This is a genomic window from Mesorhizobium sp. M0518, from assembly GCF_040321125.1.
Taxonomy (GTDB): Bacteria; Pseudomonadota; Alphaproteobacteria; order Rhizobiales; family Rhizobiaceae; genus Mesorhizobium.
In genome coordinates this window covers 130,753-153,265 of the sequence record NZ_JAMYQY010000004.1, presented here as the reverse complement: position 1 = coordinate 153,265, position 22,513 = coordinate 130,753, and the positions used below count along the sequence as shown (strand labels likewise).

At 63.0% G+C, this 22,513-nt stretch carries 19 protein-coding genes and 1 pseudogene; 9 read left to right on the top strand and 11 right to left on the bottom strand.

Annotated features, from left to right (window positions below):
* Positions 1-156 precede the first annotated feature (156 nt).
* The 6 genes from NKI66_RS07480 to NKI66_RS07455 all read right to left on the bottom strand — a co-directional run bounded on the left by NKI66_RS07480 (position 157) and on the right by NKI66_RS07455 (position 7,627).
* On the bottom strand, positions 157-801 hold the full coding sequence (locus tag NKI66_RS07480) for a cytochrome c oxidase assembly factor Coa1 family protein (RefSeq protein WP_352751361.1): 645 nt from the start codon (positions 799-801) through the stop codon (positions 157-159).
* Between the two features lie 81 nt (positions 802-882).
* Positions 883-1,248: a hypothetical protein gene (locus NKI66_RS07475; protein ID WP_352751359.1), complete on the bottom strand. Its 366-nt coding sequence runs from the start codon at positions 1,246-1,248 to the stop codon at positions 883-885.
* A 141-nt stretch (positions 1,249-1,389) separates the two neighbouring features.
* On the bottom strand, positions 1,390-2,769 hold the full coding sequence (locus NKI66_RS07470) for an aspartate aminotransferase family protein (protein ID WP_352751357.1): 1,380 nt from the start codon (positions 2,767-2,769) through the stop codon (positions 1,390-1,392).
* A 256-nt stretch (positions 2,770-3,025) separates the two neighbouring features.
* Positions 3,026-5,098, bottom strand: a complete 2,073-nt coding sequence (locus tag NKI66_RS07465) for a prolyl oligopeptidase family serine peptidase (protein WP_352751355.1) — start codon at positions 5,096-5,098, stop codon at positions 3,026-3,028.
* A 68-nt stretch (positions 5,099-5,166) separates the two neighbouring features.
* Positions 5,167-6,339, bottom strand: coding sequence for an MFS transporter (locus NKI66_RS07460; protein WP_352751352.1), 1,173 nt, complete (start codon positions 6,337-6,339; stop codon positions 5,167-5,169).
* Between the two features lie 112 nt (positions 6,340-6,451).
* Positions 6,452-7,627, bottom strand: a complete 1,176-nt coding sequence (locus tag NKI66_RS07455; protein WP_352751350.1) for an MFS transporter — start codon at positions 7,625-7,627, stop codon at positions 6,452-6,454.
* A gap of 252 nt (positions 7,628-7,879) precedes the next feature.
* Between NKI66_RS07455 and NKI66_RS07450 the strand changes: the two genes are divergently transcribed.
* The 3 genes from NKI66_RS07450 (at position 7,880) to NKI66_RS07440 (ending at position 13,563) form a co-directional block, all read left to right on the top strand.
* Positions 7,880-9,457 (top strand): trimethylamine methyltransferase family protein, encoded by a 1,578-nt coding sequence (locus tag NKI66_RS07450; RefSeq protein ID WP_023812287.1) that lies wholly within the window; start codon positions 7,880-7,882, stop codon positions 9,455-9,457.
* A 170-nt stretch (positions 9,458-9,627) separates the two neighbouring features.
* The gene (locus NKI66_RS07445) at positions 9,628-12,198 is read left to right on the top strand and encodes a GcvT family protein (RefSeq protein WP_352751348.1); all 2,571 of its coding nucleotides are present in this window, start codon (positions 9,628-9,630) and stop codon (positions 12,196-12,198) included.
* A 9-nt stretch (positions 12,199-12,207) separates the two neighbouring features.
* Complete coding sequence (locus tag NKI66_RS07440) at positions 12,208-13,563, top strand: M24 family metallopeptidase (RefSeq protein WP_023812289.1); 1,356 nt, start codon at positions 12,208-12,210, stop codon at positions 13,561-13,563.
* Here NKI66_RS07440 and NKI66_RS07435 read toward each other — a convergent pair.
* Together NKI66_RS07435 and NKI66_RS07430 are read right to left on the bottom strand one after the other, a co-directional pair.
* Positions 13,528-14,355: a phosphate/phosphite/phosphonate ABC transporter substrate-binding protein gene (locus NKI66_RS07435; protein ID WP_023812290.1), complete on the bottom strand. Its 828-nt coding sequence runs from the start codon at positions 14,353-14,355 to the stop codon at positions 13,528-13,530. The genes NKI66_RS07440 and NKI66_RS07435 overlap by 36 nt on opposite strands.
* A gap of 91 nt (positions 14,356-14,446) precedes the next feature.
* The gene (locus tag NKI66_RS07430; protein ID WP_031213520.1) at positions 14,447-15,457 is read right to left on the bottom strand and encodes a fatty acid desaturase; all 1,011 of its coding nucleotides are present in this window, start codon (positions 15,455-15,457) and stop codon (positions 14,447-14,449) included.
* 230 nt (positions 15,458-15,687) lie between these two features.
* Here NKI66_RS07430 and NKI66_RS07425 point away from each other — a divergent pair, with 230 nt between their 5' ends.
* Positions 15,688-16,545 carry a helix-turn-helix domain-containing protein gene (locus NKI66_RS07425; RefSeq protein ID WP_023812292.1) on the top strand — a complete coding sequence of 286 codons (858 nt, stop codon included), beginning with the start codon at positions 15,688-15,690 and terminating at the stop codon, positions 16,543-16,545.
* A 134-nt stretch (positions 16,546-16,679) separates the two neighbouring features.
* Entirely contained in the window at positions 16,680-17,702 is a 1,023-nt protein-coding gene (bmt, locus tag NKI66_RS07420) for a betaine--homocysteine S-methyltransferase (RefSeq protein WP_023812293.1), read from the top strand.
* A gap of 15 nt (positions 17,703-17,717) precedes the next feature.
* On the opposite strand, the gene NKI66_RS07415 is transcribed toward bmt, so the two are convergent.
* The 3 genes from NKI66_RS07415 to NKI66_RS07405 all read right to left on the bottom strand — a co-directional run bounded on the left by NKI66_RS07415 (position 17,718) and on the right by NKI66_RS07405 (position 20,867).
* Positions 17,718-17,987, bottom strand: coding sequence for a hypothetical protein (locus NKI66_RS07415; RefSeq protein WP_023812294.1), 270 nt, complete (start codon positions 17,985-17,987; stop codon positions 17,718-17,720).
* A 208-nt stretch (positions 17,988-18,195) separates the two neighbouring features.
* On the bottom strand, positions 18,196-20,304 hold the full coding sequence (locus NKI66_RS07410; protein ID WP_352751346.1) for a YfbK domain-containing protein: 2,109 nt from the start codon (positions 20,302-20,304) through the stop codon (positions 18,196-18,198).
* A 2-nt stretch (positions 20,305-20,306) separates the two neighbouring features.
* Positions 20,307-20,867 carry an RNA polymerase sigma factor gene (locus NKI66_RS07405; RefSeq protein ID WP_352609544.1) on the bottom strand — a complete coding sequence of 187 codons (561 nt, stop codon included), beginning with the start codon at positions 20,865-20,867 and terminating at the stop codon, positions 20,307-20,309.
* Between the two features lie 155 nt (positions 20,868-21,022).
* Between NKI66_RS07405 and NKI66_RS07400 the strand changes: the two genes are divergently transcribed.
* The 4 genes and pseudogenes from NKI66_RS07400 to NKI66_RS07385 all read left to right on the top strand — a co-directional run bounded on the left by NKI66_RS07400 (position 21,023) and on the right by NKI66_RS07385 (position 22,494).
* Positions 21,023-21,346 carry an ArsR/SmtB family transcription factor gene (locus tag NKI66_RS07400; protein WP_127291759.1) on the top strand — a complete coding sequence of 108 codons (324 nt, stop codon included), beginning with the start codon at positions 21,023-21,025 and terminating at the stop codon, positions 21,344-21,346.
* Entirely contained in the window at positions 21,343-21,768 is a 426-nt protein-coding gene (locus NKI66_RS07395; protein WP_352609542.1) for an SRPBCC family protein, read from the top strand. The genes NKI66_RS07400 and NKI66_RS07395 overlap by 4 nt, the downstream gene beginning before the upstream one ends.
* A gap of 53 nt (positions 21,769-21,821) precedes the next feature.
* Positions 21,822-22,043 (top strand): hypothetical protein, encoded by a 222-nt coding sequence (locus tag NKI66_RS07390; RefSeq protein WP_352678280.1) that lies wholly within the window; start codon positions 21,822-21,824, stop codon positions 22,041-22,043.
* Positions 22,044-22,055: 12 nt separating this feature from the next.
* Positions 22,056-22,494, top strand: a pseudogene (locus NKI66_RS07385) (DUF1801 domain-containing protein).
* Positions 22,495-22,513: the final 19 nt, after the last annotated feature.

Sequence of the window (22,513 nt, the reverse complement as noted above, 5' to 3'; positions counted from 1 at the left end):
TGAACGCATGCGCATACTGTCAGACAGCATCCGGCTTTTCAGCATATTTCCTTGTCTGGAACGCAGCAGTGGTGACCCGATTGTTGGGCCACAAAGCCGACCGAACTGTCAGCCTTCGCGCCCGTGTTTAGGTTGCTTTTTTTGCGTTTTGCCCAGCTATATTCCGATTGCAGCATTCGGGATCGGGACATGATCTTCGTTGATCAGCACGATCGGCGCATTGGTTCCCTCGACCCTGACGACCAGCAGGCGCAAGCTCCATGTGCCGGCTGTCCGGACAGCGGTCGAATAGGCCGTGCCCTTGCCCTTGGCGCCATGGACCGGAATGCCGAACTGGGCGTCGCCGGCCCCATTTGCATTGACGTTGAGATGGCCGCCGACCCAGAAACTGTCGGTCAAATCATCACCCAACGCCGCCTTGACGCGGTCGTCGGCGCGAAGCCTGTCCATCGTCATGTGATAGGCATCGCTGCCTTTCAGGACGTAGGGAATGCTGCCCACCATCGTCGCGCAGCCGCCAATCCCGACAACCCAGACGGCAAGGCCGGCGATTGCCCAGTTGCGCTGCGTCTTGCGAAACTGTTCCGCGTCATGCCAGGCGCGGTTCTGCCAAGCCCAGCGGCTGCCGCGCGCGCCCAGCACGATGATCATGATGATGTTGACGACAGGGATCAGCGCCAGCAACGCGATGAAAGTGCTGTTGCCGATGCCCCAGATCCAGTTGAGGAAGAAAGCGCCCCAGTTCCAGCGGTCGAGTTCGGCTGGAATTTCAGCCGGCTGGTTGAGCGGTTGTCCGGCCATCGTGTCCCCCATCGGTGACGTACCGACTGATTCTAGCGCATGAGCCCGTCAATGCGCAAAATCAAAGTTCTGCAACTTCTGTCAGGTCTTGTTGGATAGCCGGCGAAAGTTCGCTTTCACGGCACGGCTTGCCGGCTTCAGCGCGGCGCTGATCGAGCGTTCAGCGGCGACACCGTTAAACAGCGACGGCGTGCGGCCGGAAAAGATTTCCGGCCAGAACCGCGATGCCGATTGCAGGAAAGACATTTGCGCCGCAAGCGCACCTTCGGCCATGGCAACGGTCTTCTCGTTGACCGCACGCGCGGTCTCCGTGCTCCATGGCTGGCTGCTCCCGCCATCCATGGCCATCAACGGCAGCCGCATCATCGCCACCAGCGGCGCCAGCATCAGGTCGTCGCCGATGCTGGCCGCTTCTTGCGTCCGTCGGCTTTTGCCGGTCTTTCTCATGGAAACAAACCCCTTGTCGCGGCCGAATCAGCCGCAGCCCCACACACTACGCGCTTGTGGTGGAATTCGTTCGCTCCCCGCTTCAGCATGGTCTCAAGGCTGGGCGCTCCCTCAAGGAGCGCCCAGCCAAGGGATCGAGTTCTACCGCTTGCGAAGATCGGCTTGCGCCAGATCCAGCGCCTTCGAGATGCGGTCGCAGGCCATATCGATCGTCTCACGGGTCCAGATCAGCGGCGGCGACAGGATCATCGTGTCGCCGGTGGCGCGCAGCATCATGCCATTCGCGATGGCATGATCGCGCACGGTTACCGCCGCACTTCCAGCCGGCAGGAACCGCTCCTTGGTCGCCTTGTCCTTGACGATCTCGATCGCGCCCATCAGTCCGATCGAACGCACCTCGCCGACCAGATCATGTCCGGCAATGCGCTCCTGCAACGCCTTGGCGAAATAAGGACCGGTGTCGTTCCTGACGCGGTCGACCAGCCCTTCGCGCTCGATGATCTCGAGGTTCTTCAGCGCCACGGCGCAGGCCACCGGGTGGCCGGAATAGGTGTAGCCATGGTTGAACTCGCCGCCCTTCTCGACCAGCGTCGAGGCGATGCGGTCGCCAACCAGCAATGCCGACAGCGGTTGATAGCCCGAGGTCAGAGCCTTGGCGGTGGTGATCGTGTCGGGCTCGATGCCAAGCGTCTGGGCGGCGAACCATTCGCCGGTGCGGCCATAACCGGTGATGACTTCGTCCAGCATCAACAGGACATCGTATTTGCGGCAGATGCGCTGCACTTCCGGCCAGTAGCTTGCCGGCGGTATCTTCACGCCGCCCGCCCCCATGACCGGCTCGCCGATAAACGCGGCAACCTTGTCGGCGCCGGCTTCGAGGATCGCCTCCTCGACAGCCCCGGCCGCGCGCAGGCCGAAATCATGATCGCTCTCGCCAGGCAGCGCCAGTTCATAGGCGTAGGGCATCATCACATGGACGATGTTGGGCACCGCACCGTTGAGCTGCTTGTGCATACCATCCATGCCACCGAGCGAGGTGCCGGCAACGGTCGAGCCGTGATAGGCCATCTTGCGCGAGATGATGCGGTTCTTCTCTGGCTGGCCTTCCAGCACCCAATAGTGGCGCACAAGGCGCAGTGCCGTGTCATTGGCCTCCGAGCCCGACGAGCCATAGAACACCTGGTTGACGTGCTTCGGCGCGATCTCCGCCAGCTTCTTGGACAGCAGCACTGGCGTTGGCGTCGAGCATTTGAAGAAGGAGTTGTAATAAGGCAGTTCCTTCATCTGGGCATAGGCGGCCTCGGCCAGCTCGTCACGGCCATAGCCGATGTTGACGCACCACAGCCCGGCCATGCCGTCGAGGATTTCTGTCCCTTCGGAATCGTAGATGAAAGGGCCGTTGGCATGGGTGATGATGCGCGACCCGGCCCCGCGCATTTCCTTGTGGTCGGTGAACGGATGCAGATGATGCGCGGCGTCGATCTGCTGAAGCTGCTTCAGCGAATAATTCTGATAGGTCATGTCTGATCTTCCCTCTGGATTCTATCCGGCAAGCCGGGGCGAATGCTTCAGAGGCACAGAGGTGGCGAATAGCCGATGCGGGCACACAGCCGCAAAAGCTCGGCGCGCAGCGTACGCGGTGACGGTGTCACCGCCACCCGCAGCGCGCGAGCCTCAAATGCGTCAACCAACATCCTGACGAGAGCCATGGAAGCCATCTTAGAGCAAAGGCTGGTCGAGGAGAACCACCCTTTGCTTGGCCCATAACGGAATGAGTCTAGGCCTTGGCTGTCAGCGCCCTCTGCAGGAAGACATATTTCATCGCCGTCTGCGCCGCCTGCGGCCGGCGGTCGCCACGCCCGCCATGGCCGCCCTCGGTCTCCTCGAAGAACAGCGTCCTGGCATGGCCGGCTTCCTGCAGGCGGGCGGCCATCTTGCGCGCATGGCCGGGATGGACCCGATCGTCAGCGGTCGATGTGGTCAGCAGCACCGGCGGATAGGCGGCAGCGGCGTCGACATGCTGGTAGGGCGAGTAGGCTGAAAGCCACCTCGCGTCTTCGGGTTTCGACGGATCGCCGTATTCGGCCATCCACGAGGCGCCGGGCGGCAATTCGGCGTAACGCAGCATGTCGAGCAGCGGCACCTCGATGATGACGGCGCCGAAAAGCTCGGGATGCTGCGTCAAGGAAACGCCGGTCAGCAAGCCGCCATTCGAACCACCCTGGATGCCGAGTGAGCTTGCTGTCGCGATGCCGCGCTTGACGACGTCCTGCGCGACCGCTGCGAAATCATCGAATCCATTTTGGCGATTGCCCTTGAGCGCCGCTTGATGCCAGGCCGGGCCGAACTCGCCGCCGCCACGGATGCAGGCCTGCACATAGGCATTGCCCTTTTCCAGCCATAGCCTGCCGCGCACGCCGGCATAGCCGGGCAGCAGCGGCACTTCGAAACCGCCATAGCCGTAAAGCAGCGTCGGCACCGGCCCCTTCTGATCGCGCCGCCTGACGACGAAATAAGGGATCATCGTGCCGTCCTTGGAGCGCGCCTCGAACTGTTCCGAGATCAGCGGCGAGGCATCGAAACGCGCCGGCTGCGACTTCACGGTTTCTAGCGTCTCGCCATTGTCGTCAGACCAGATGATCGAACTCGGGGTCAGGAAATCGGTGAAGGAGAAGGACACGCTCGAGCCGAACTGCTCGGCATGGCTGATGCCGACATTGCCATTTTCGGGCAGCGCCACCGGTTTCAGCGACCAGTTGCCATCCTTGCGCTCGCAGACGACGACCTTGCCGCGCACATTGTCCATCAGGCTGATGAACAGCCGGTCCCGCGTGCGGGCAACGCCGGCTATGGAAACGCGATATGCCGGCTCGAACAAGGTTTCGACAGGTCCGAGCGCGCCGATCTTGGCCCAGTGCGCGAGATCCAGCGAATAGAGGCCGTCGGGCTTGCAAACCGTGCCGTCGGGCGCCGTCCATGGACTGCGCACGCCGAACACGAGCTGATCCCTGAAGATTGCCGTATCGGTCATGTCGTCCGGTAGCGGCAGTTGTTTGTTTTCGCCGGAAGGCAGCCGAAGGAAGATGTGCGAAGCGAAGAAATTCAGCGTTCGAGCCAGGACCAGATAGCGTCTGTCACCGTCGTACTCGACAGCGGCACCAACGGCGAGATCCTCTTTCTGCGCCTCGAAGATCGGCGTCGCGTCTTCCAGCTTGGTACCGCGCTTCCACAGCTTTATGACTCGCGGATAGCCGGACTCGGTCTTGTCGGCCTCGTCGAAAGCGGCCGAAACAATCACGGTGTCCTTGTCCAGCCAGCTGAAGCCCGACTTGGAAGCGGGTGCACGAAACCCACCCTCGACAAACGACTTGGTCGCGATGTCGAATTCGCGCATCTCGCTGGCGTCGCCGCCATCCGGCGACATACTCACCAGGCAACGGTTGAAGTCCGGATAGAGTCGGCTTGCGCCGCCAAAAACCCATTTTACCCCCTCCTTCGCCGCAAGCTGGTCGAAGTCGATGATCGTTTCCCAGTCGGGCTTCTCGGTCTTGTAGGAAGCGACGGTCGTGCGGCGCCAGAGGCCGAGCACATTGGTCTTGTCCTGCCAGAAATTGTAGACATGGCCGGCAATGGCGGCGCCGACCGCGATGTTGTCCTCGGCCGTCATCAGGTCGAGCGCGGTCTGGAACGACGCCTGATAGGACGGATCGCCCTGCAATTCGCCAACCGTGACCTCGTTCTGGCGATGTACCCAGTCCAATGACTGTTTGGCTGTCCTGTCCTCCAGCCAGAGGAAGGGATCGTCGGTCGACGGGGTGGAATTCGGCGTCTGGGTGGCAGGCTTGGTCATGAGGTCTCCGATAAACGCGTTGCTTTGAAAAAGCCAACGCCGATAGGCCGTATCGATATTCACTATGTTCAGCGCACGATTGAGGCTTTCCGCCCACCAGCGAGGCTAGCAATAGCCAGCGCCAGGCACAGCAGCCCAAGCGTGATCGGCAGCCCGCCGGCACCCAGAATATCCATGGCGCCGCCCGCCAGCGGCGGCACGGCGATACCGCCGACGCCCCACATCAAGGAAAAGGCCGCATTACCGGCAACCAGTGCGGAGCCGGTGAAGCGTTCGCCGAGCTCGATGATCGACATCGCGTAGATGCCGTAGGAAACCGCGCCCCAGACAAAGATCATTGGCCAGATGAGCGGCGATTCGATGAAAAGCGGAAGCAGGACGCAGCCGAGCACCGTGATCGCGACGCAGGCGAGCCGCACCAGGCGCGCGGAAAGCCTTTCCGCCAGCAGGCCTAGCGGCACCTGCATGGCGATATTGCCGGCAATCATCACCGACAGCAGCGCCGACATGCGGATCTCGGTAATGCCGTGATGGGTGCCATAGACAGGCAGCAACGCCAGCGCGCCCTGTTCGAAACCGGCGGCGACTATGACGGCAAACAAAAGCAGCCACGCCAGCGGCACGAAACCCAGGACGGAAACTTGATGCCCGGCCTCGTCGACCTTGGGCAAGCGCGGCAGCACCAAGCCCAGGCAGATGCCGCACAGCACGAAGGCGGAGATGCCGACGAGGAAGGGCGGCCAGCCCTCGGTGCCGACTGCAAGCAGGCATAGCGGCCCGGCCGCGAAACCGGCCGAGATGATCGTCGAATAGACACTCATGACGCGCCCTCGCCGCGCCGGCGGCGCCAGCGCGATGACCCAGATCTCGCTCAGCACATAGAGCGGGTTGGTCACCACGCCGATCAGGAAGCGCAGCGGAAACCACAAATAGACATTTTGCGTCCAGCCGATCAGCGCCAGCACGACAGCCGAAAGGGCCGCACAGGTAAGCGCCGTGCGCCCTGCCCCGAACCGCCGCGCCAGCGCCGGGATCAGCGGCGATGACACGATGAAGCCGACCGGCGTCATCGCCGCCGACAGGCCGATCATCGCCGGCGAAACACCCTGGCGCTGCAGGATGAAGCTCAACAGCGGATAGGACAGCCCTTGCGCGATGGCGAACACCGAGACGGTCGCGATCACACCGGTGATCGCAGCCCATTGCATCGTTTCGTTCTTGTTCGATTCAACCAAATTCATGTGCGCACCGCTATCGAGGCTGCAGGATTAGCGATTGGGTTGCGTGGTGGTAAGTCCCCTGGCGGGAGAAAACCGCTTGCTCCAGACAGTGCCTGTCAGGAGGTTGGGCTCGTCAGGAAGCTCGGCGCACGGACGACCGATACAGCGCGAACATCACCAGCACCGCGTCGAGGCCGGCGATCACGACCGGCAGCCCGAGCGGGCCGATGCCTTGCATGAGCAGGCCGGCACCGGGTGGGCCGACGATGCCACCGACGCCCCACATCAGTGCAAAGGCAGCGTTGCCGGCGACCAGCACAGAGCCCTTGAACCGGCTGCCGAGTTCGACCAATGCCATGGTGTAGACGCCGTAACCGACCGCGCCCATCACCAGCAGCACGACCCAGATCAACGGCGTTGTGATCAGCAGAGGCAGCAAAAGCGCGCAAACGGTTGTTGCCAGCGCGCAGACGATGATCATGGGGCGGCCGCCAAAACGCTCCGCCAGAAGGCCGAGTGGTATCTGCAGCAGGATGTTGCCGAGTGAAAGCGCCATCACCAGCGAGGCCAGAACGGCTTCCGCCAAGCCGTAGCTGGCGCCGAAGACCGGCACCAGCGCATAGGTGCTCTGCTGGACCGCCGCCGAGACAAGCACGGCAAGCAACAGCGCCGGCGCCATCCCGGCGAAGCCGACAAGGCCGCTGGCAGGCTGGCCGTCATCCTCGAAACCGGTGAGCTTAGACGAGACGGCGCGCAGGATCACCGCGCAGAGCGCGAAACCGGCGACGCCGACCATGAAGGGCGCCCAGCCCGACGTACCGAGCAGGGTCAGCGCGAATGGTCCGGCGGCGTAACCGGCGCCCATTAGCGTGTTGAACACGCCCATCACCCGGCCACGCCGCGATGGCGGCGCCAGCGACAGTGCCCAAACCTCGCCAAGGATGTAGAGCGGGTTGATGACGACGCCGATGATAAAGCGGATGACGAACCACGCCACCCAGTCCTGCAGATAGCCGATGCCCAGGAAGCAGAGCGCGCCGATCAGCGAGCAGCCGACCGCCAGGTTGCGTGCACCGACAAGCCGCACAGCCGCGGGCACGAAAGAAGCAGAAAGGATCAGCCCGAGCGGCATCATCGCCGCCGACAAGCCGATCAGCGCTGGCGACATGCCTTGCTTCTGCATCAAGAGCGTGAACAGCGGCGAACTCAGCCCTTGCGCAGCGCCAAACATGGCAAGTGCCGCGGTGACGCCGGCAAGCGCTGCCCATTGCGTTCCTGCTTCGCCTTCGCTCGAGCCGGTCGCGACCATGCTGCCATCCAAATGAACTGCTGGCCATCAGGCCGGCAAGCCGAGTAGCTATCGGTTCGATCCCGGGAAAGGAAGGGCCGGCCGCCGAAATCCGCTTAAGCCAACGAGGCGGCGGGATCAGGCCGATGTCGTGGCCGCGCAACTGCCGTTCCGGCATGTCGCTTCCCTCGCCCTAGTGGTCGCCGCCTCCGCAATGGCTGGACAGCCGCCGGTCCATTATGCCGCCCGCTATCGCATCCCACGAGGACCATCATGACCGCCGCCCTACAACCCTTGGAACCGGCATTGGCTACCGACCGCGCCCGTCGCGGCGGCCGCGCCGGAAAGCGCGCCGGCGGCTCGGCCGCGTTCGAGCAGCCGGCTTTTCGCCAGCTGAAGAACCCGCTGGCGCCGACCAGGCTGGTCTCCGACGACGAGCTGGAATCGATCCACCTCGCTTCCCTGCGCGTGCTGCGGGAAATCGGCGTCGACGTGCTGCATGACGAAGCCCGCAGCATCATGAAGGCGCATGGCGCCGACGTGCGCGACGGCAGCGAGCGGGTGCGCTTCGATAGCGACATGATCCTCGAACTGGTGTCGCACTGCCCGTCGGAGTTCACCATCCATGCCCGCAACCCCGCGCACAATGTGCGCTTCGGCGGCAACAATGTGATCATCTCGATGATGGCGTCGGCGCCCAATTGCTCCGACATCGATCGCGGCCGCCGGCCCGGCAACCAGCAGGACTACCGCAACTTCCTCAAGCTTGCGCAGATGCACAACATCCTGAACTGCACGGGCGGCTATCCGGTCGAGCCGACCGATATCCATCCGTCCGTCCGCCACCTCGAATGCATCCGCGATCTCAGCGTGCTCACCGACAAGGTGTTCCACATCTATTCGCTCGGCAAGGAGCGCAATGTCGACGGCATCGAGATCGCCAGGATCGCGCGCGGCATCAGCCACGAGCAGATGCTGGAAGAGCCGTCGGTCTTCACTATCATCAACACCAATTCGCCGCTGAAACTCGATGTGCCGATGATGGAAGGCATCATCCAGATGTCGAGCAAGGGCCAGGTCGTCGTCGTGACGCCGTTCACCCTGTCGGGGGCCATGGCGCCTGTCACCATCGCCGGCGCACTGGTGCAGCAGAACGCCGAGGCGCTTGCCGGCATCGCCTTCGCCCAGATGGTGCGCAAGGGCGCGCCCGTCGGCTATGGCGGCTTCACCTCCAATGTCGACATGAAGTCCGGTTCGCCGGCGTTCGGCACGCCGGAATACATGAAGGCGCAGCTTGTCGGCGGCCAGCTTGCCCGCCGCTACAACATCCCCTACCGCACCTCCAACACTTGCGCCGCCAACACGGTCGACGCGCAGGCGGCTTATGAAAGCGTGTTCTCGCTGTGGGGCGCCATCCAGGGCGGCGGCAATCTGATGATGCATGCCGCCGGCTGGCTCGAGGGCGGCCTGCGCTGCTCCTACGAGAAGACCATTCTGGACATCGACCTGCTGCAGATGGTCGCCGAATTCCTGACCCCTCTCGATCTTTCCGAAGAGGCACTCGGCTTCGACGCCATCCAGTCGGTCGGTCCTGGCGGCCATTTCTTCGGCACCCAGCACACGCAGGACCGCTACAAGACCGCCTTCTACTCGCCGATCCTCTCCGACTGGCGCAATTACGAGACCTGGGCGGAAGCCGGCTCGCCGACGGCGCTCGAAAAGGCCAACAAGGTCTGGAAGGAGCGGCTGGCGTCCTATGAGGAGCCTTACATGGACCCGGCCATCCGCGAGGAACTCAACGCCTTCGTCGCCAAGCGGCGGTCCGAAGGCGGCGCGCCGACCGATTTTTGATCGGCCGTGTTGTTGATGAACAGTCGACCCCCACTCCGTCGAGCTGCGCTCGACACCTCTCCTCCAATCGACGGCGGAGAGGGAAGGCGCGAGCTTATGCCGGCTGGCGCCCTTCCTCTCCCCCCGGAGGGGTCATCCGATTCAATCTCTTCAAAAACGGACTTATCTAGATGAAATCTCACGTAAAAGCGGTTGTCATCGGCGGCGGCGTCGTCGGCTGCTCGGTTCTCTACCATCTGGCCAAGGCCGGCTGGACCGACATCATGCTGATCGAGCGCTCGGAGCTCACCTCCGGCTCGTCCTGGCATGCGGCGGGAGGCTTCCACACGCTGAACGGCGACCCCAACGTCGCCAAGCTGCAGGCCTATACGGTGCAGCTCTACAAGGAGATCGAGGAGATATCCGGCCAGTCCTGCTCGCTGCACCTGACCGGCGGCGTGATGATGGCTGATACGCCAGAGCGCATGGATTTCCTGCGGCTGGCCCACGCCAAGGGCCGCTATCTCGGCATGGACACAGAGCTGATCACCCCGTCCGAAGCCAAGGCGATGTTTCCGCTGATGGACGAGACCAATTTCGTCGGCGCCATGTGGGATCCGGTGGAAGGCCATCTCGATCCGTCGGGCACCACCATCGCCTACTCCAAGGCGGCAAAAAAACTCGGCGCCGAGATCGTGCTGCGCAACCGCGTTGTGGAACTGACACAGGAGGTCGACGGCACCTGGAACGTCGTCACCGAACAGGGCACGGTGAAGGCCGAGCATGTCGTCAACTGCGGCGGCCTGTGGGCGCGCGAGATCGGCCGCATGGTCGGCGTCGAGCTGCCGGTTCTGGCCATGGAGCACATGTATCTCTTGACCGAGCCGATGCCGGAGGTCGAGGAGTTCAACAAGTCGACCGGCCGCGAAATGATCGGCGTGCTCGACTTCAAGGGCGAGATCTACACCCGCCAGGAGCGCAACGGCATCCTGCTCGGCACCTATGAGAAGGCCTGCAAGCCGTGGTCGCCGGTCAACACGCCGTGGGATTTCGGCCATGAATTGCTGCCGCCCGACCTCGACCGCATCGCGCCGTCGCTGGAAATCGGCTTCACGCATTTCCCCGGCATCGAGAAGGCCGGCATCAAGCAGATCATCAACGGCCCCTTCACCTTCGCGCTCGACGGCAACCCGCTGGTCGGCCCGGTGCAGGGCCTGACCAATTTTTGGTGCGCCTGCGCCGTGATGGCCGGCTTCAGCCAGGGCGGCGGCGTCGGCTTGGCGCTGTCGAACTGGATGGTCCATGGCGATCCCGGCTTCGACGTCTGGGGCATGGATGTCACCCGCTTCGGCGAATGGGCCGGCCTGCGCTACACCAACGCCAAGGTGCGCGAAAACTATTCGCGCCGCTTCTCCATCCGCTTCCCCAATGAGGAACTCCCGGCGGCACGCCCGGCGCAGACGACCCCGCTCTACGACACGATGCTGGCCAACAACGCCGTCATGGGCGACAGCTGGGGACTTGAGACACCGCTCTGGTTCGCACCTGAAGGCAAGGAACCCAGGGATATCGTCTCCTTCCACCGCTCCAACGATTTTGGGCCGATCGGCGAGGAAGTGCGCGCCACGCGTGAGCGTGTCGGTGTCACCGAGATCGCCAATTTTGCCAAATACGAAGTCTCGGGACCCGCGGCCGAGGATTTCCTCAACCGGCTGATGACCAACCGCATGCCGAAGACCCGCCGCATCGTGTTGACGCCGATGCTCAACGAATTCGGCAAGCTGATCGGCGACTTCACCATCGCCAAGGCGGCAGAAGACCGCTTCATGATCTGGGGCTCGTCGGCGGCGCAGAAATACCACATGCGCTGGTTCGAGAAGCACCTGCCGAAGGACGGAACGGTGCGCATCCACCGCTTCGACCAGACCCTGGTCGGCCTGTCGATCGCCGGGCCGAAATCACGGGACTTGCTGCAGAAACTGGTCGATGTCGACGTCTCGACAAAAGCCTTCCGCTTCATGGATTTCCGCGAGATGGCGGTCGGCGGGGCGCCCTGCATGGTCAACCGCATCACCTACACCGGCGACCTCGGCTATGAAATCTGGATGGCGCCGGCCTACGAGCGCCTGGTTTACAAAGCGATCAAGGACGCCGGCGAGGAATTCGGCCTTGTCGATTTCGGCATGCGCGCGCTGCTCTCCATGCGCCTCGAAAAGAATTTTCCGACCTGGTTCCGCGAGTTGCGGCCGATCTACGGCCCGTTCGAAGGGGCGATGGACCGCTTCATCAAACTGGAGAAGAACGACTTCATCGGCCGCGAGGCTGCCGCCAAGGAACAGGTCGAGGGTCCGAAGCTGCGCCGCGTCTCCTTCATCGTCGATGCCGCCGACGCCGACGTCATGGGCGACGAACCGATCTGGGCCAAGGTCAGCAAGGACTACGGCACGGTGGAAAAGCCGCATGGCTATGGCGCGCCACGCTTCGACAAGGGCGGCAAGGAAATACGCGGCTCCAAGGCTGCCGAAGGCGCGTCCGCCGTGCGCGGCATCGTCGACGGCGACTGGCGCGTGGTTGGCTGGGTCACGTCGGGCGGCTATGCGCATTATGTGCAGAAGTCGATGGCGCAAGGCTATGTGCCGGCGGCTCTTGCCGAGGACGAAAGCGCGGGCCTGTTCGAGATCGAGATCCTCGGACACCGCCGGCCGGCCCGCATCAACGTCGAAGCGCCTTTCGACCCGAGCGGCGAGAAGATGCGGACCTGAGGTTCGACCATGGACAGCGCGGGGCCGAAGGGCAGCTTTGGCCGCCATCGCAAGATCATGCCGTTCGAGCCAGGCTCGATCGAGGCCCTCCGCGACGCCTCCCGCCGGAAGGCGGCTTCGCTCAACCAGCATGTGCTGGGCTATGGCGCGCAGGCCGAAGCTGAATGGGCCGCGGCAGGCATTGCCGCGCCCGATCTGCCTGCCATGCGTCAATACCGGCTGGAGCGTATCCGCGCCGAGCTGAAGCGGCGCGGCTATGCCGGCGCCCTGCTCTACGACCCCGTCAACATCCGCTACGCCACCGACTCGACCAACATGCAGCTGTGGGTGGCGCACAACCCGACGCGGCATTGCTTTGTCGCCACCGACGGCCCGGTGGTGCTGTTCGACTATTTTTCCTGCGAGCACCTGTCCGATCATTCCGGCGTCGTCGACGAGGTGCGGCCGGCGGTGTCGTGGATGTACCTCTATAGCGGCGAGTTGACCGAGCAAAAAGTCCGCCGCTGGGCCGCCGGGATCGCCGATCTGGTGAAAGAGCATGGCGGCGGCAACAGCCGCATCGCCGTCGATCACATCAACCCGGAAGGCGTCGAGGAACTGGCGCGGCTTGGTATCTCCATCGGCAATGGCGAAGCGGTGATGGAAAATGCGCGGCTGATCAAGTCGCCTGACGAAATCCTCGCCATGCGCCGCGCCATCGTCGCCTGCGAGGCGGCGATGGGCGAAATGGAACAGGCGCTGAAGCCTGGCATTTCCGAAAATGAGTTGTGGGCGGAACTGCATCGCGGCAACATCGCGCGCGGCGGCGAATGGATCGAGACCCGGCTGCTGACGTCAGGTCCGCGCACCAACCCATGGTTCCAGGAATGCTCGTCACGCAAGATTGTATCAGGCGACCTCGTCGCCTTCGACACCGACCTTATCGGCCCCTACGGCTTCTGCGCCGACCTGTCGCGGACATGGCTGTGCGGCGATGCAAAGCCGACCAATGAACAGCGCGACCTGTTCCGTATCGCCGCCGATCAGATCGAGCACAACACGGCACTGATGCAGCCGGGCATCTCGTTTCGCGACCTCGTCGAGCGCTCGGCCGTGCCACCGGGAGACTGCTTCCCGACGCGATACGGCGTGCTCTATCATGGCGTCGGCCTGGCCGACGAGTATCCGACACTACCGCATGCCAGCGACTGGACATCGGACACGCCGGACGGCGTGCTGGAACCGGGCATGGTGCTGTGCGTGGAAAGCTATATCGGCCGGCTTGGCGGGCGCGAAGGCGTCAAGATCGAGGAACAGATCCTGATTACCGAGACCGGCAACGAACAGCTCTCAACCTACCCGTTGGATGCGAGGCTGCTCGGCTAGCCCGGCAAGGGCCTCGCGCAACGCCCCAACCGTCTTTTCCGGTGTCACCGCGGCGGTGATGTAAGGCAGGCCTTTGCGCCGCCCGGTCCAGCCGATGACCACCACCTTTTTCGCCGCCGGCTCGAAACGCTGCGCCAGTGCCCAGCTCTCGCAGTCGATGGCCGCTATATCGGCCTTGCCCTCGGCAATTGCCACGATCGAGGAACGGTGCCCACCGCTTTCGCTGCGCGAGGCAAAGAGGTCAAGGCTCTCGCCCATCGCCTCCAGGTCGCGCGTCAAACCGAGGAACCCCGACATCGAATCGAGGCTGTTGAAGGTGAAGCGCTTGCCACGGATGCGATCGAGTGGGACCAGCGGGCTGCCGTCATTGGGCGAGGCAACCGACGGCGCGCCATCCGCCAGCATGACGATAGCGCTGGAATAGAGCTCGCCCTGCCCGCCTTCGTAGGCGTCGTAGCTTGGCTGGGCGACCACCTGCACATGCCTGGACAGGCCGAGTTCCATCGGCCCCCAGCAGGTCTGCGCGAACAGCAGCGCCGGGTGCAGCCACAGTCTGTGAAAATCGAGTTCGTCCGGCGGCAATGTCGCTGGATCGGGTGCGATCAATGCACCGGCAGCATCACGAATTCCGCCCGGCACCGGCGGCAGGTCACCATTGCGACGCGCGATGGTTTCCGGCGCGTCAATGCCCTTTCCCCGGAAAGCATCGCGCAGCAGCACCCATTGCGCGTCGACCTCGCCGCGCACTTCGGGCCAATCATACATCGGCAACGCCGCAACCAATTCACTCATGCCGATATCAAATCATCATGTCGGGAAAAAGGATCGCAAAAACGCGGCGTCCAATCAGAATTGGCCGACACGGACCCCCGGATAGGCCGGATTATTCCTTGGGCGGCTCGGCGGGAACCGGCGCACTGCCAAGCCCGCTGATGCTGCGCGCCCTGATGCGCGGCTTGAAGGCCCTGCCCGGCTCGGCTTGACGCCGCAGCACCGGGTGCACGATCGGCTCTTTTGCCTTGAAGGCGTAAGCCTTGATCAGCGCGAAATAGTTCGGATAGGCATAGCCATTGTTCATCCGCAGCCATTCCTCACGGCGGTCACGAAACAGCTTGGGTAGCTTGTACCAGGCCACGGTCGGGGTCTTGTGGTGGACGAAGTGCAGATTGTTGTTGAGGAACAGGAACGACAGCGGCGAACGCTCGACGATCACCGTGCGACCTTCCGGATGTTCCGACCATTGATGCTCGGCGAACGTGCGGATCGAGATCAGCGACTGGCCGAGCCAGACCGGCACGAGAATGTAAAGCCACAGCGGGATGCCGAAGCCGAACTGGACGATCGGCAGCACGACGGCAAGGCCGATCGCGTGCAGCAGCCACGCCTTGCGGATCGCCTTGTCGCCGGCGAACATCTGCTTGGCGTCGTCGATGAAGAAGCCGACGCAGGACAGCCACGGGCCGAGCACGAAGCGGCCGGCCATGGTGTTGTTGATCTTGAGCAGGAATTTCATCGTCGGCGGCAGCTCGTCATGCTGCCAGAGCGCCTGGTAATAACTCTCTGGATCGTCCAACGGGTCGGTCAGCCGCTCGTCGGCGTGGTGGCGCAGATGGATGGTCTTGAAGCGGCGGAATGGCCAGACCAGACCGATCGGCAGGAACACGAAGGCTTCGTTGACCCGTGCATTGCGTGTCGGATGCCCGTGCAGCACTTCGTGCATGATCGACGATTGCAGTGCGGCGGTCAAAGCCAGGATGGCGAGCGCCAGGACGGGGTAGGATGGCCAGAGCAGGAAACCGGTGGCGAGCCAAGTTGCGTAACAGAAAAAGGCGAGTACCACGGTCGGCCACTCGATGGCCGGTGCGCTGTGTCGCCTGATGCTCTTGCTCGTCATGCTATCGACCACTGTCCCTCAGTCGCCGGAAACCCCAATTGGCTCCTGACAGCATAGTGTCAGGAGAAATGATTCCACTCAACGAGACAAAGTGCACAAACTGTTGCGATTGCGCATTTTCGGCCGCACATGTTATACATTGTAAACAAACTTAGGGATTCATTTACGCCTGAGGCGCGCTCGGAAGCGATTCGGCGCAAATTTTTCCTCAATCGAGGTGGAGCCCGCACATGGACAAGCGCGACCTGTCGACGATCTTCCGCGAACGCCTGAAAATGCTCTTGACACGCTCCGACCTGAACCAGTCGGCCTTCGCGACCGCGGTCGGCATCGACCGCTCGGCGCTATCGCAGCTGCTGTCCGGCGCCTCGACCCGCCTGCCCCGCGCCGAAACGCTGCTCAACATCGCCGCCGAGTTCAAAGTGTCGCTGGACTGGCTACTCGGTCTCAGCCAGGACGAGGGCCTCACCGGCGAAATCCGCGAGAGCCTGGAGATCGAGGAGGCACCCGACGGCTTCGACCGCACCCTGCTGGCCAAATGGCATGCCGAGGCGGCCGGCACCAAGATCCGCTACGTGCCTGCCGGCATTCCCGATCTTCTGCGCACCGAAGCGCTGGTCGACTACGAAGCCGGCATCACCAACAAGAGCCGCCTGGCGCAGGCCGGAGAAACGCAATACCGCATCGACTACAACAGGCGCCCGGAAACCGACATGGAAGTCTGCATGCCGCGCCACACGCTGGAGATCTTCGCCCGCGGGCTGGGTGTCTGGGACCGTTTCCCCGAAGCCGACCGGCGCGCCCAGTTGCTGCACATGGCGACGCTGCTCGACGACCTCTACCCGACCTTCCGGCTGTTTCTCTATGATGGGCGGATGCGCTATTCGATCCCCTACACCATCTTCGGCCCCTATCGTGCCGCCATCTATGTCGGCGACATGTATCTGGTGCTCAACGCCACCCAGCCGATCCAGACGCTGATCCAGCATTTCGACAATCTGATCCGGGCTGCCGACATCAATGCGCACGAGGCGTCCGGCTTTGCGCACAGGCTGGCCGGCATGTCGTTCCCAACAGGCACTGTCTGATTTTCGGCAGCCAAGATCACCACCGCGCCATGGCTCAAGGCGCCGCATGGGCGAACTCCGTCCTAGCTATTCATTGACTACACATAAAGACTTCTTTATATCCTTATCCGACTTCGAACATGAAAGCCAATCCGATGACGACCACCAACCCGATCGATGCGCTGCTGGCTGAAAAGGGCGTGCTGCTGGCCGATGGCGCCACCGGCACCAATCTATTCGCCATGGGTCTGGAGGCCGGCGAGGCGCCCGAACTGCTGAACGAGACGGCGCCCGACACCATCACCAGCCTGCACCAGAATTTCGTCGATGCCGGCGCAGACATCATCCTCACCAATTCGTTCGGCGGCACCCGTCACCGTTTGAAGCTTCACCATGCGCAGGACCGCGCGCATGCGCTGAACAAGCGCGCCGCCGAGCTTGCTCGTGCCGTCGCCGACAGAGCCGGCCGCAAGGTGATCGTCGCCGGTTCGGTCGGCCCGACCGGCGAATTGCTGGTGCCGCTGGGCGCCATGACCTATCACGAGGCGGTCGACGCCTTCGCCGAACAGATCGAGGGTCTCAAGGCCGGCGGCGCCGAAGTTGCCTGGATCGAGACGATGTCGGCTCCCGACGAGATCCGCGCCGCCGCCGAGGCGGCCATCCGCGTCGGCTTGCCCTACACCTACACCGGTTCCTTCGACACCGCCGGCCGCACCATGATGGGTCTGCTGCCGAAGGATATCCACGGCGTCACCGACGGGCTGTCGCAGGCGCCGCTCGGCGTTGGCGCCAATTGCGGCGTCGGCGCCTCCGACATCCTGGCCTCGCTGCTCGACATGACCGAGGCGAAGCCGGAAGCGACGGTGATCGTCAAGGGGAATTGCGGCATTCCCGAATTCCGCGGCACCGAGATCCATTATTCCGGCACACCCGAACTGATGGCCGACTATGTCAGGCTCGCCGTCGATGGCGGCGCCAAAATTATCGGCGGCTGCTGCGGCACCTCGTTCCAGCACCTCGCCGCCATGCGCAAGGCGCTCGACGCGCACACCAGGGCGGATCGTCCGACGGTTGCCGCGATCGTCGAACGCATCGGTCCGATGCGCAACAAGGTGGCGACGGAAAACACCGCCGAGACCAGCGAAGCCCGCCGCGAGCGCCGCCGCAGCCGGGCCTGACCCATCGGTTTTCGACTATTCGCTGTTGTCGGCGTAGCTCGACTGCGCCGACTTGAAGTCGACCACATTGTCGCCGCGCATCGTCATCAGCGCGCCTGAAGCGCTGGGGTCGGTGATCTGTTCCAGCATGATGCGGAACCGGTCGTTGGTCAGTGCCGACAGGGCGGTATGGCGCGCCTGCGCGACATCGTCACTGATACGCCTGGATTCCGATGATGGGGCCGATGAAACCGCCGAGGCGTCTGGCGCTGGGGGTATCGAGTTGGCGATAGTCCTGATCTGCAATTTCGGCTCCCTCAAGCCCAGTACACCTGTCCTGCGTAACAAGGAGAGGGTTGCCATCCAGTACCGGAAATGCCGCGCAATTTAACGACCCGGAAAATCCGCGAAAAAAGGCCGGCAAGATTTCCCTCGCCGGCCTGCCTCACCCGCCCGTAGGTCGGTTTCCCCTGTCAGAACGATCCCATCTGAAAGAAACCGGCCGTCATCACCACTACCGGTTACCGCCCAGCGCCGAGGCAAGGCGCACAAGTGAAAGGAACTCGGACCTGTACCCAAACGGGTCGGCTCCTCGAGCGGCAGTGGCGATCTCCATGATCTTGTCGTAGCCAAACTTCGCGGTCGCATCCTCGTCGCGCAGCTTCTGGCCGAAGGCGGCAACCGCGACGGAGAAGCGCTGATCGGCGCTGGCCTGGTCGAAGGACGAAATCTCGTTGGCCGAGGTCACCGGCGTGGTGATCAGCTTCGAGACGTCTTCATTCGGCAGCTTGTAGCGGATCTTGACGAAGGCATATTCGTCCGCGTTGGCGACGCCGCCATTGTCCACCGACGCCTGGCCGTAGCGCAGCGGATCGATCTGCTCGCCGCCGCTGCCCTTTGGCGTGATTTCATAGATCGCGGTAACGGAATGGCCCGAACCAATGTCGCCGGCATCGACGCGGTCGTTGTTGAAATCCTCGCGGTTCAAGGCGCGGGTCTCGTAGCCGATCAGGCGATATTCCGAGACCTTGTTCGGGTTGAACTCGACCTGGATCTTCACGTCCTTTGCGATAGTGAACAACGTCGACGAAGCATCCTCGACCAGCACCTTTTCGGCCTCGGCCAGCGTATCGATATAGGCGGCGGTGCCGTTGCCGTTCTGCGCGATGGTCTGCATCATCTGGTCGTTCAGATTGCCGCGGCCGAAGCCGAACACCGACAGGAAGACACCGCTCTTGCGCTCGCTTTCGATCAGCCGCTTAAGGTCGTCGTCATCGGTCTGGCCGACATTGAAGTCGCCGTCGGTGGCGAGCATCACCCGGTTGACGCCGTCCTTGACGAAGGATTTTTGCGCCAGCCTGTAGGCTTCCTTGATGCCCGCCTCACCGGCCGTGCTGCCGCCGGGCGTCAGATTGTCGATGGCGCTGAGGATCTTGTCCTTTTCGGACGCCTTGGTCGGCTCCAGGACTGTGCCGGCGTCACCGGCATAGGTGACGATCGAAATGGTGTCGTCGGCCTTCAGCTTGCTGACCAGCAGCCGGAAGGCCGATTTGAGCAGCGGCAGCTTGTCCGGCTCGTCCATCGAGCCCGAGACATCGATCAGGAACACCAGATTGGCCTTCGGCTGCTCGGTCGGCTTGACGTCAAAACCCTTGATGGCGACATGCATCAGCCTGGTCTGCGTGTTCCACGGCGTCGGCATGACGCTGACGGTCGAGTTGAACGGCGTCGAGGCGGAGTCCGGCCCCTTCCAGTCATAGGGGAAGTAATTGATCATCTCCTCGACGCGAACAGTATCGGCTTGCGGCAGAGTGCCTTGCTTCAGCGAACTGCGCACGAAGGAATAGGAGGCCGTGTCGACGTCGATCGAGAAGGTCGAGACCGGGTCCTCGAGTGCCGCATGCACCGGATTGGTCTTGAAATCCTCGATACGGTCGCGATTTTCCTCCTGCGGCAGCATCTGGTCGGCCGGCGCCATGGCCGGCTGCTGCGGCGCCATCAGCTTCGACTCCGCCGCCATGCGGGCTCGCGAGGTACTGGGTACACTTGCAGCGCCATCCAGTGCGAATTCACCTGTCGGTGCCGGTGGCGCAGGCTCGGCCAGCACACCGCGCTCCAGCGCATTTTGTTGTGCAGCGCCCCCAGCAACGGTCGATTCGGATTTCTGCGGCGAGGCCGGCGCCACAAGCGCATCGGTGGCGTCGCGGCTTTCCACATCGGCGTCCGCCTTCTTGTCCTTCTCCAACTCGCCGCGCTTCGGCTCGGCGGTCGTCGGCTTCACCGTCGTCGGCTTGTCGGCCAGCGTCTCGGTGATCTTCTCGTCGCCGTCGAATTTGGGCGGCTGTTCCCTCAGCAGATGGAAGGTGGCGTATCCGGCGATCGGCAGGGCGACGAGCCCGGCAAGAGCCGGCGTGGCAATGAGTTTCTTTTGCATGATCTCGCTCCAGAGCTTTTGTGCTCGCTCTGTGAGACGAAGCCCGCCAAGCGATCCTTGGGAGACAGCAGAAATATTTTCCTGATCATAGGCGCGCAGGGCGGCCTCGAAGGCACGTGCCTTGGCATCCTTGGCGGGCGCCAGTGCTGCGATATCGCGCAGTCTGTTGAGTTCATTGTCGTCGACCATGGTCACACTTCCCCGGCCGCGCGCATCAGCGTCTTCAGCCGTTTCTTCGCTTCATGGATGTGCCAGGAAACCGTCGTCTCCGAGATCGCCATCGCCTCGGCGGCGGCCGCGTGGCTCAATCCTTCGCCATAGACCAAAAGCACGGCGTCGCGCTGCTTGTCCGGCAATTGCCGCACCGCGGCCCATAGCGCTTCGGCGGGGTCTTCCGGTTCGATCGACGCCTCGCCCGAGATCAGTGCATGGACGCCATAGGCCTCTGTCTTGACTGTCTCGCGGGCGGATTTGCGCATCATGTCGCGCGCGGCGTTCAGGGTCACGGAATAGAGCCATGTGGTGAAGGCGCCGCCGCCGCGATAGTCGCGGATCGCCTTGCCCAGCCTGACGCAGACTTCCTGGGCTATGTCTTCGGCATCGGCCTTCCTGCCGCACCAGCGATAGGCAGCGCGATAGACGAAGTCATAGTGCCTTTCCAGCAATGTGCTGAAGGCCCCCCTGTCTCCGCCCTTCGCCCGCCCGATCAGTTCGGCGTCGGAGGCTTCGCTCTCATCCAGCATCATCGCCATCATTTGCCTGTTGGACGAAGGCTAATGGCTAATCCTTGGGGCAATGGAAAGATTTTTTTGGAAACCGCCGGATCGTGACCGCCGGCACCCCGCTTGACACATCCATATCTCGACGGTTATACGTCAATCAATAGCCACCGGGTTATCGATCCAAAATGAACAACGCTCACGACGTCCTCTTCAGAACGCTCTCCGATCCGACGCGTCGTGCGATCTTCGAGCGCCTGTGCCGGCAAGGCGAGCAGACGGTCGGTGCCCTGACGGCTCAGTCGGGGGTCTCGCAGCCGGCGGTGTCGAAGCATCTCGGCGTGCTCAGGCAGGCCGGGCTCGTGCGTGACCGCCATCAAGGACGGCAGACCCATTATAGCGCCCAGCTCGCAGCACTTTCCCCGCTGACCGACTGGACGAACCAGATGAACACGTTCTGGCAGAGCCGGTTCGACGACCTCGAAAATTTGCTCAAAAGAATGGACCAATGACCAACATCGCGACCGAAACGCGCTCCGTCATCGTCGAACGTGAGATCCCCTATCCGCCGGAAAAAATCTGGCGCGCGCTGACCCAACCGCATCTGATCGAGGAATGGCTGATGAAGAACGACTTCAAGCCAGTCGTGGACCATCGTTTCAAGCTGCGAAAGGAACCGCAACCTGACGTGAGCATCGTTGTCGACTGTCAGGTAACAGCCGTCGAATTGAACAAGACACTGTCCTACACGTGGCAGGCCTATGGCCTCGAGAGTGTCGTCACCTGGACTCTCCTGCCGACCAGCACGGGCACCCGGTTGCGCATGGAACAATCCGGCTTCCGTCCGGATCAGGAGCAGGCGTATCGGGGCGCGACGAGCGGGTGGCGGCAGTACTTTACGAATCTGAGTCAAGTCCTGGCGCGGATAGATTGAACCCGCCGGTGCGGATCGGTGGTCCGCGTCGGCTGTTTTGACAGGAGGAACTATTGGACTGGAACATGTGGGTTCGGCAAATTCATCGCTGGCTGTCGATCATCTTTACGCTGACCGTCATCACCAACTTCGCCACCATGGCATTCGGCCAGCCTCCCGCCTGGGTGGTCTACTCGCCGCTCCTGCCGCTCTTCCTGCTGCTGTTCAGCGGCCTGTACATGTTCGTGCTGCCCTATGCCGCCAAGGGCCGCGGCGCGCAGTGTGTCGGCGGATAGGAGTGGGGCAGAATGGCCAAGACGCAGCGGCAATCGACCAAGGCCAAGGCTGCGCCAGTGCTGCTCTCGGGCGGCAACCCGCAAATCGCCAAGGGCGATGGTGACGCCCCGGTGCAGGCCTATATCGCTGCGATGCCGGGTTGGAAGCGCGGCCTGGGCGAACGCCTCGACGCGCTCATCGAGCGCAACGTGCCGGACGTCCGCAAAGCCGTGCGATGGAACTCGCCCTTCTACGGCATCGAAGGCCAGGGCTGGTTCGTGTCGTTTCATGTCTTCACCCACTATTTGAAGGTGACCTTCTTCAGCGGCACGTCGTTGCGGCCGGTACCGCCTGGCGGCACGGCGAAGAGCAGGGATGTGCGCTGGATCGACATCCGCGAAGACCAGTTCGACGAGGCGGATGGCGGACTGGGTGAAACAGGCCGCCGCCCTGCCAGGCTGGATCCCGTAGCGGCCGCAACGACGACTGC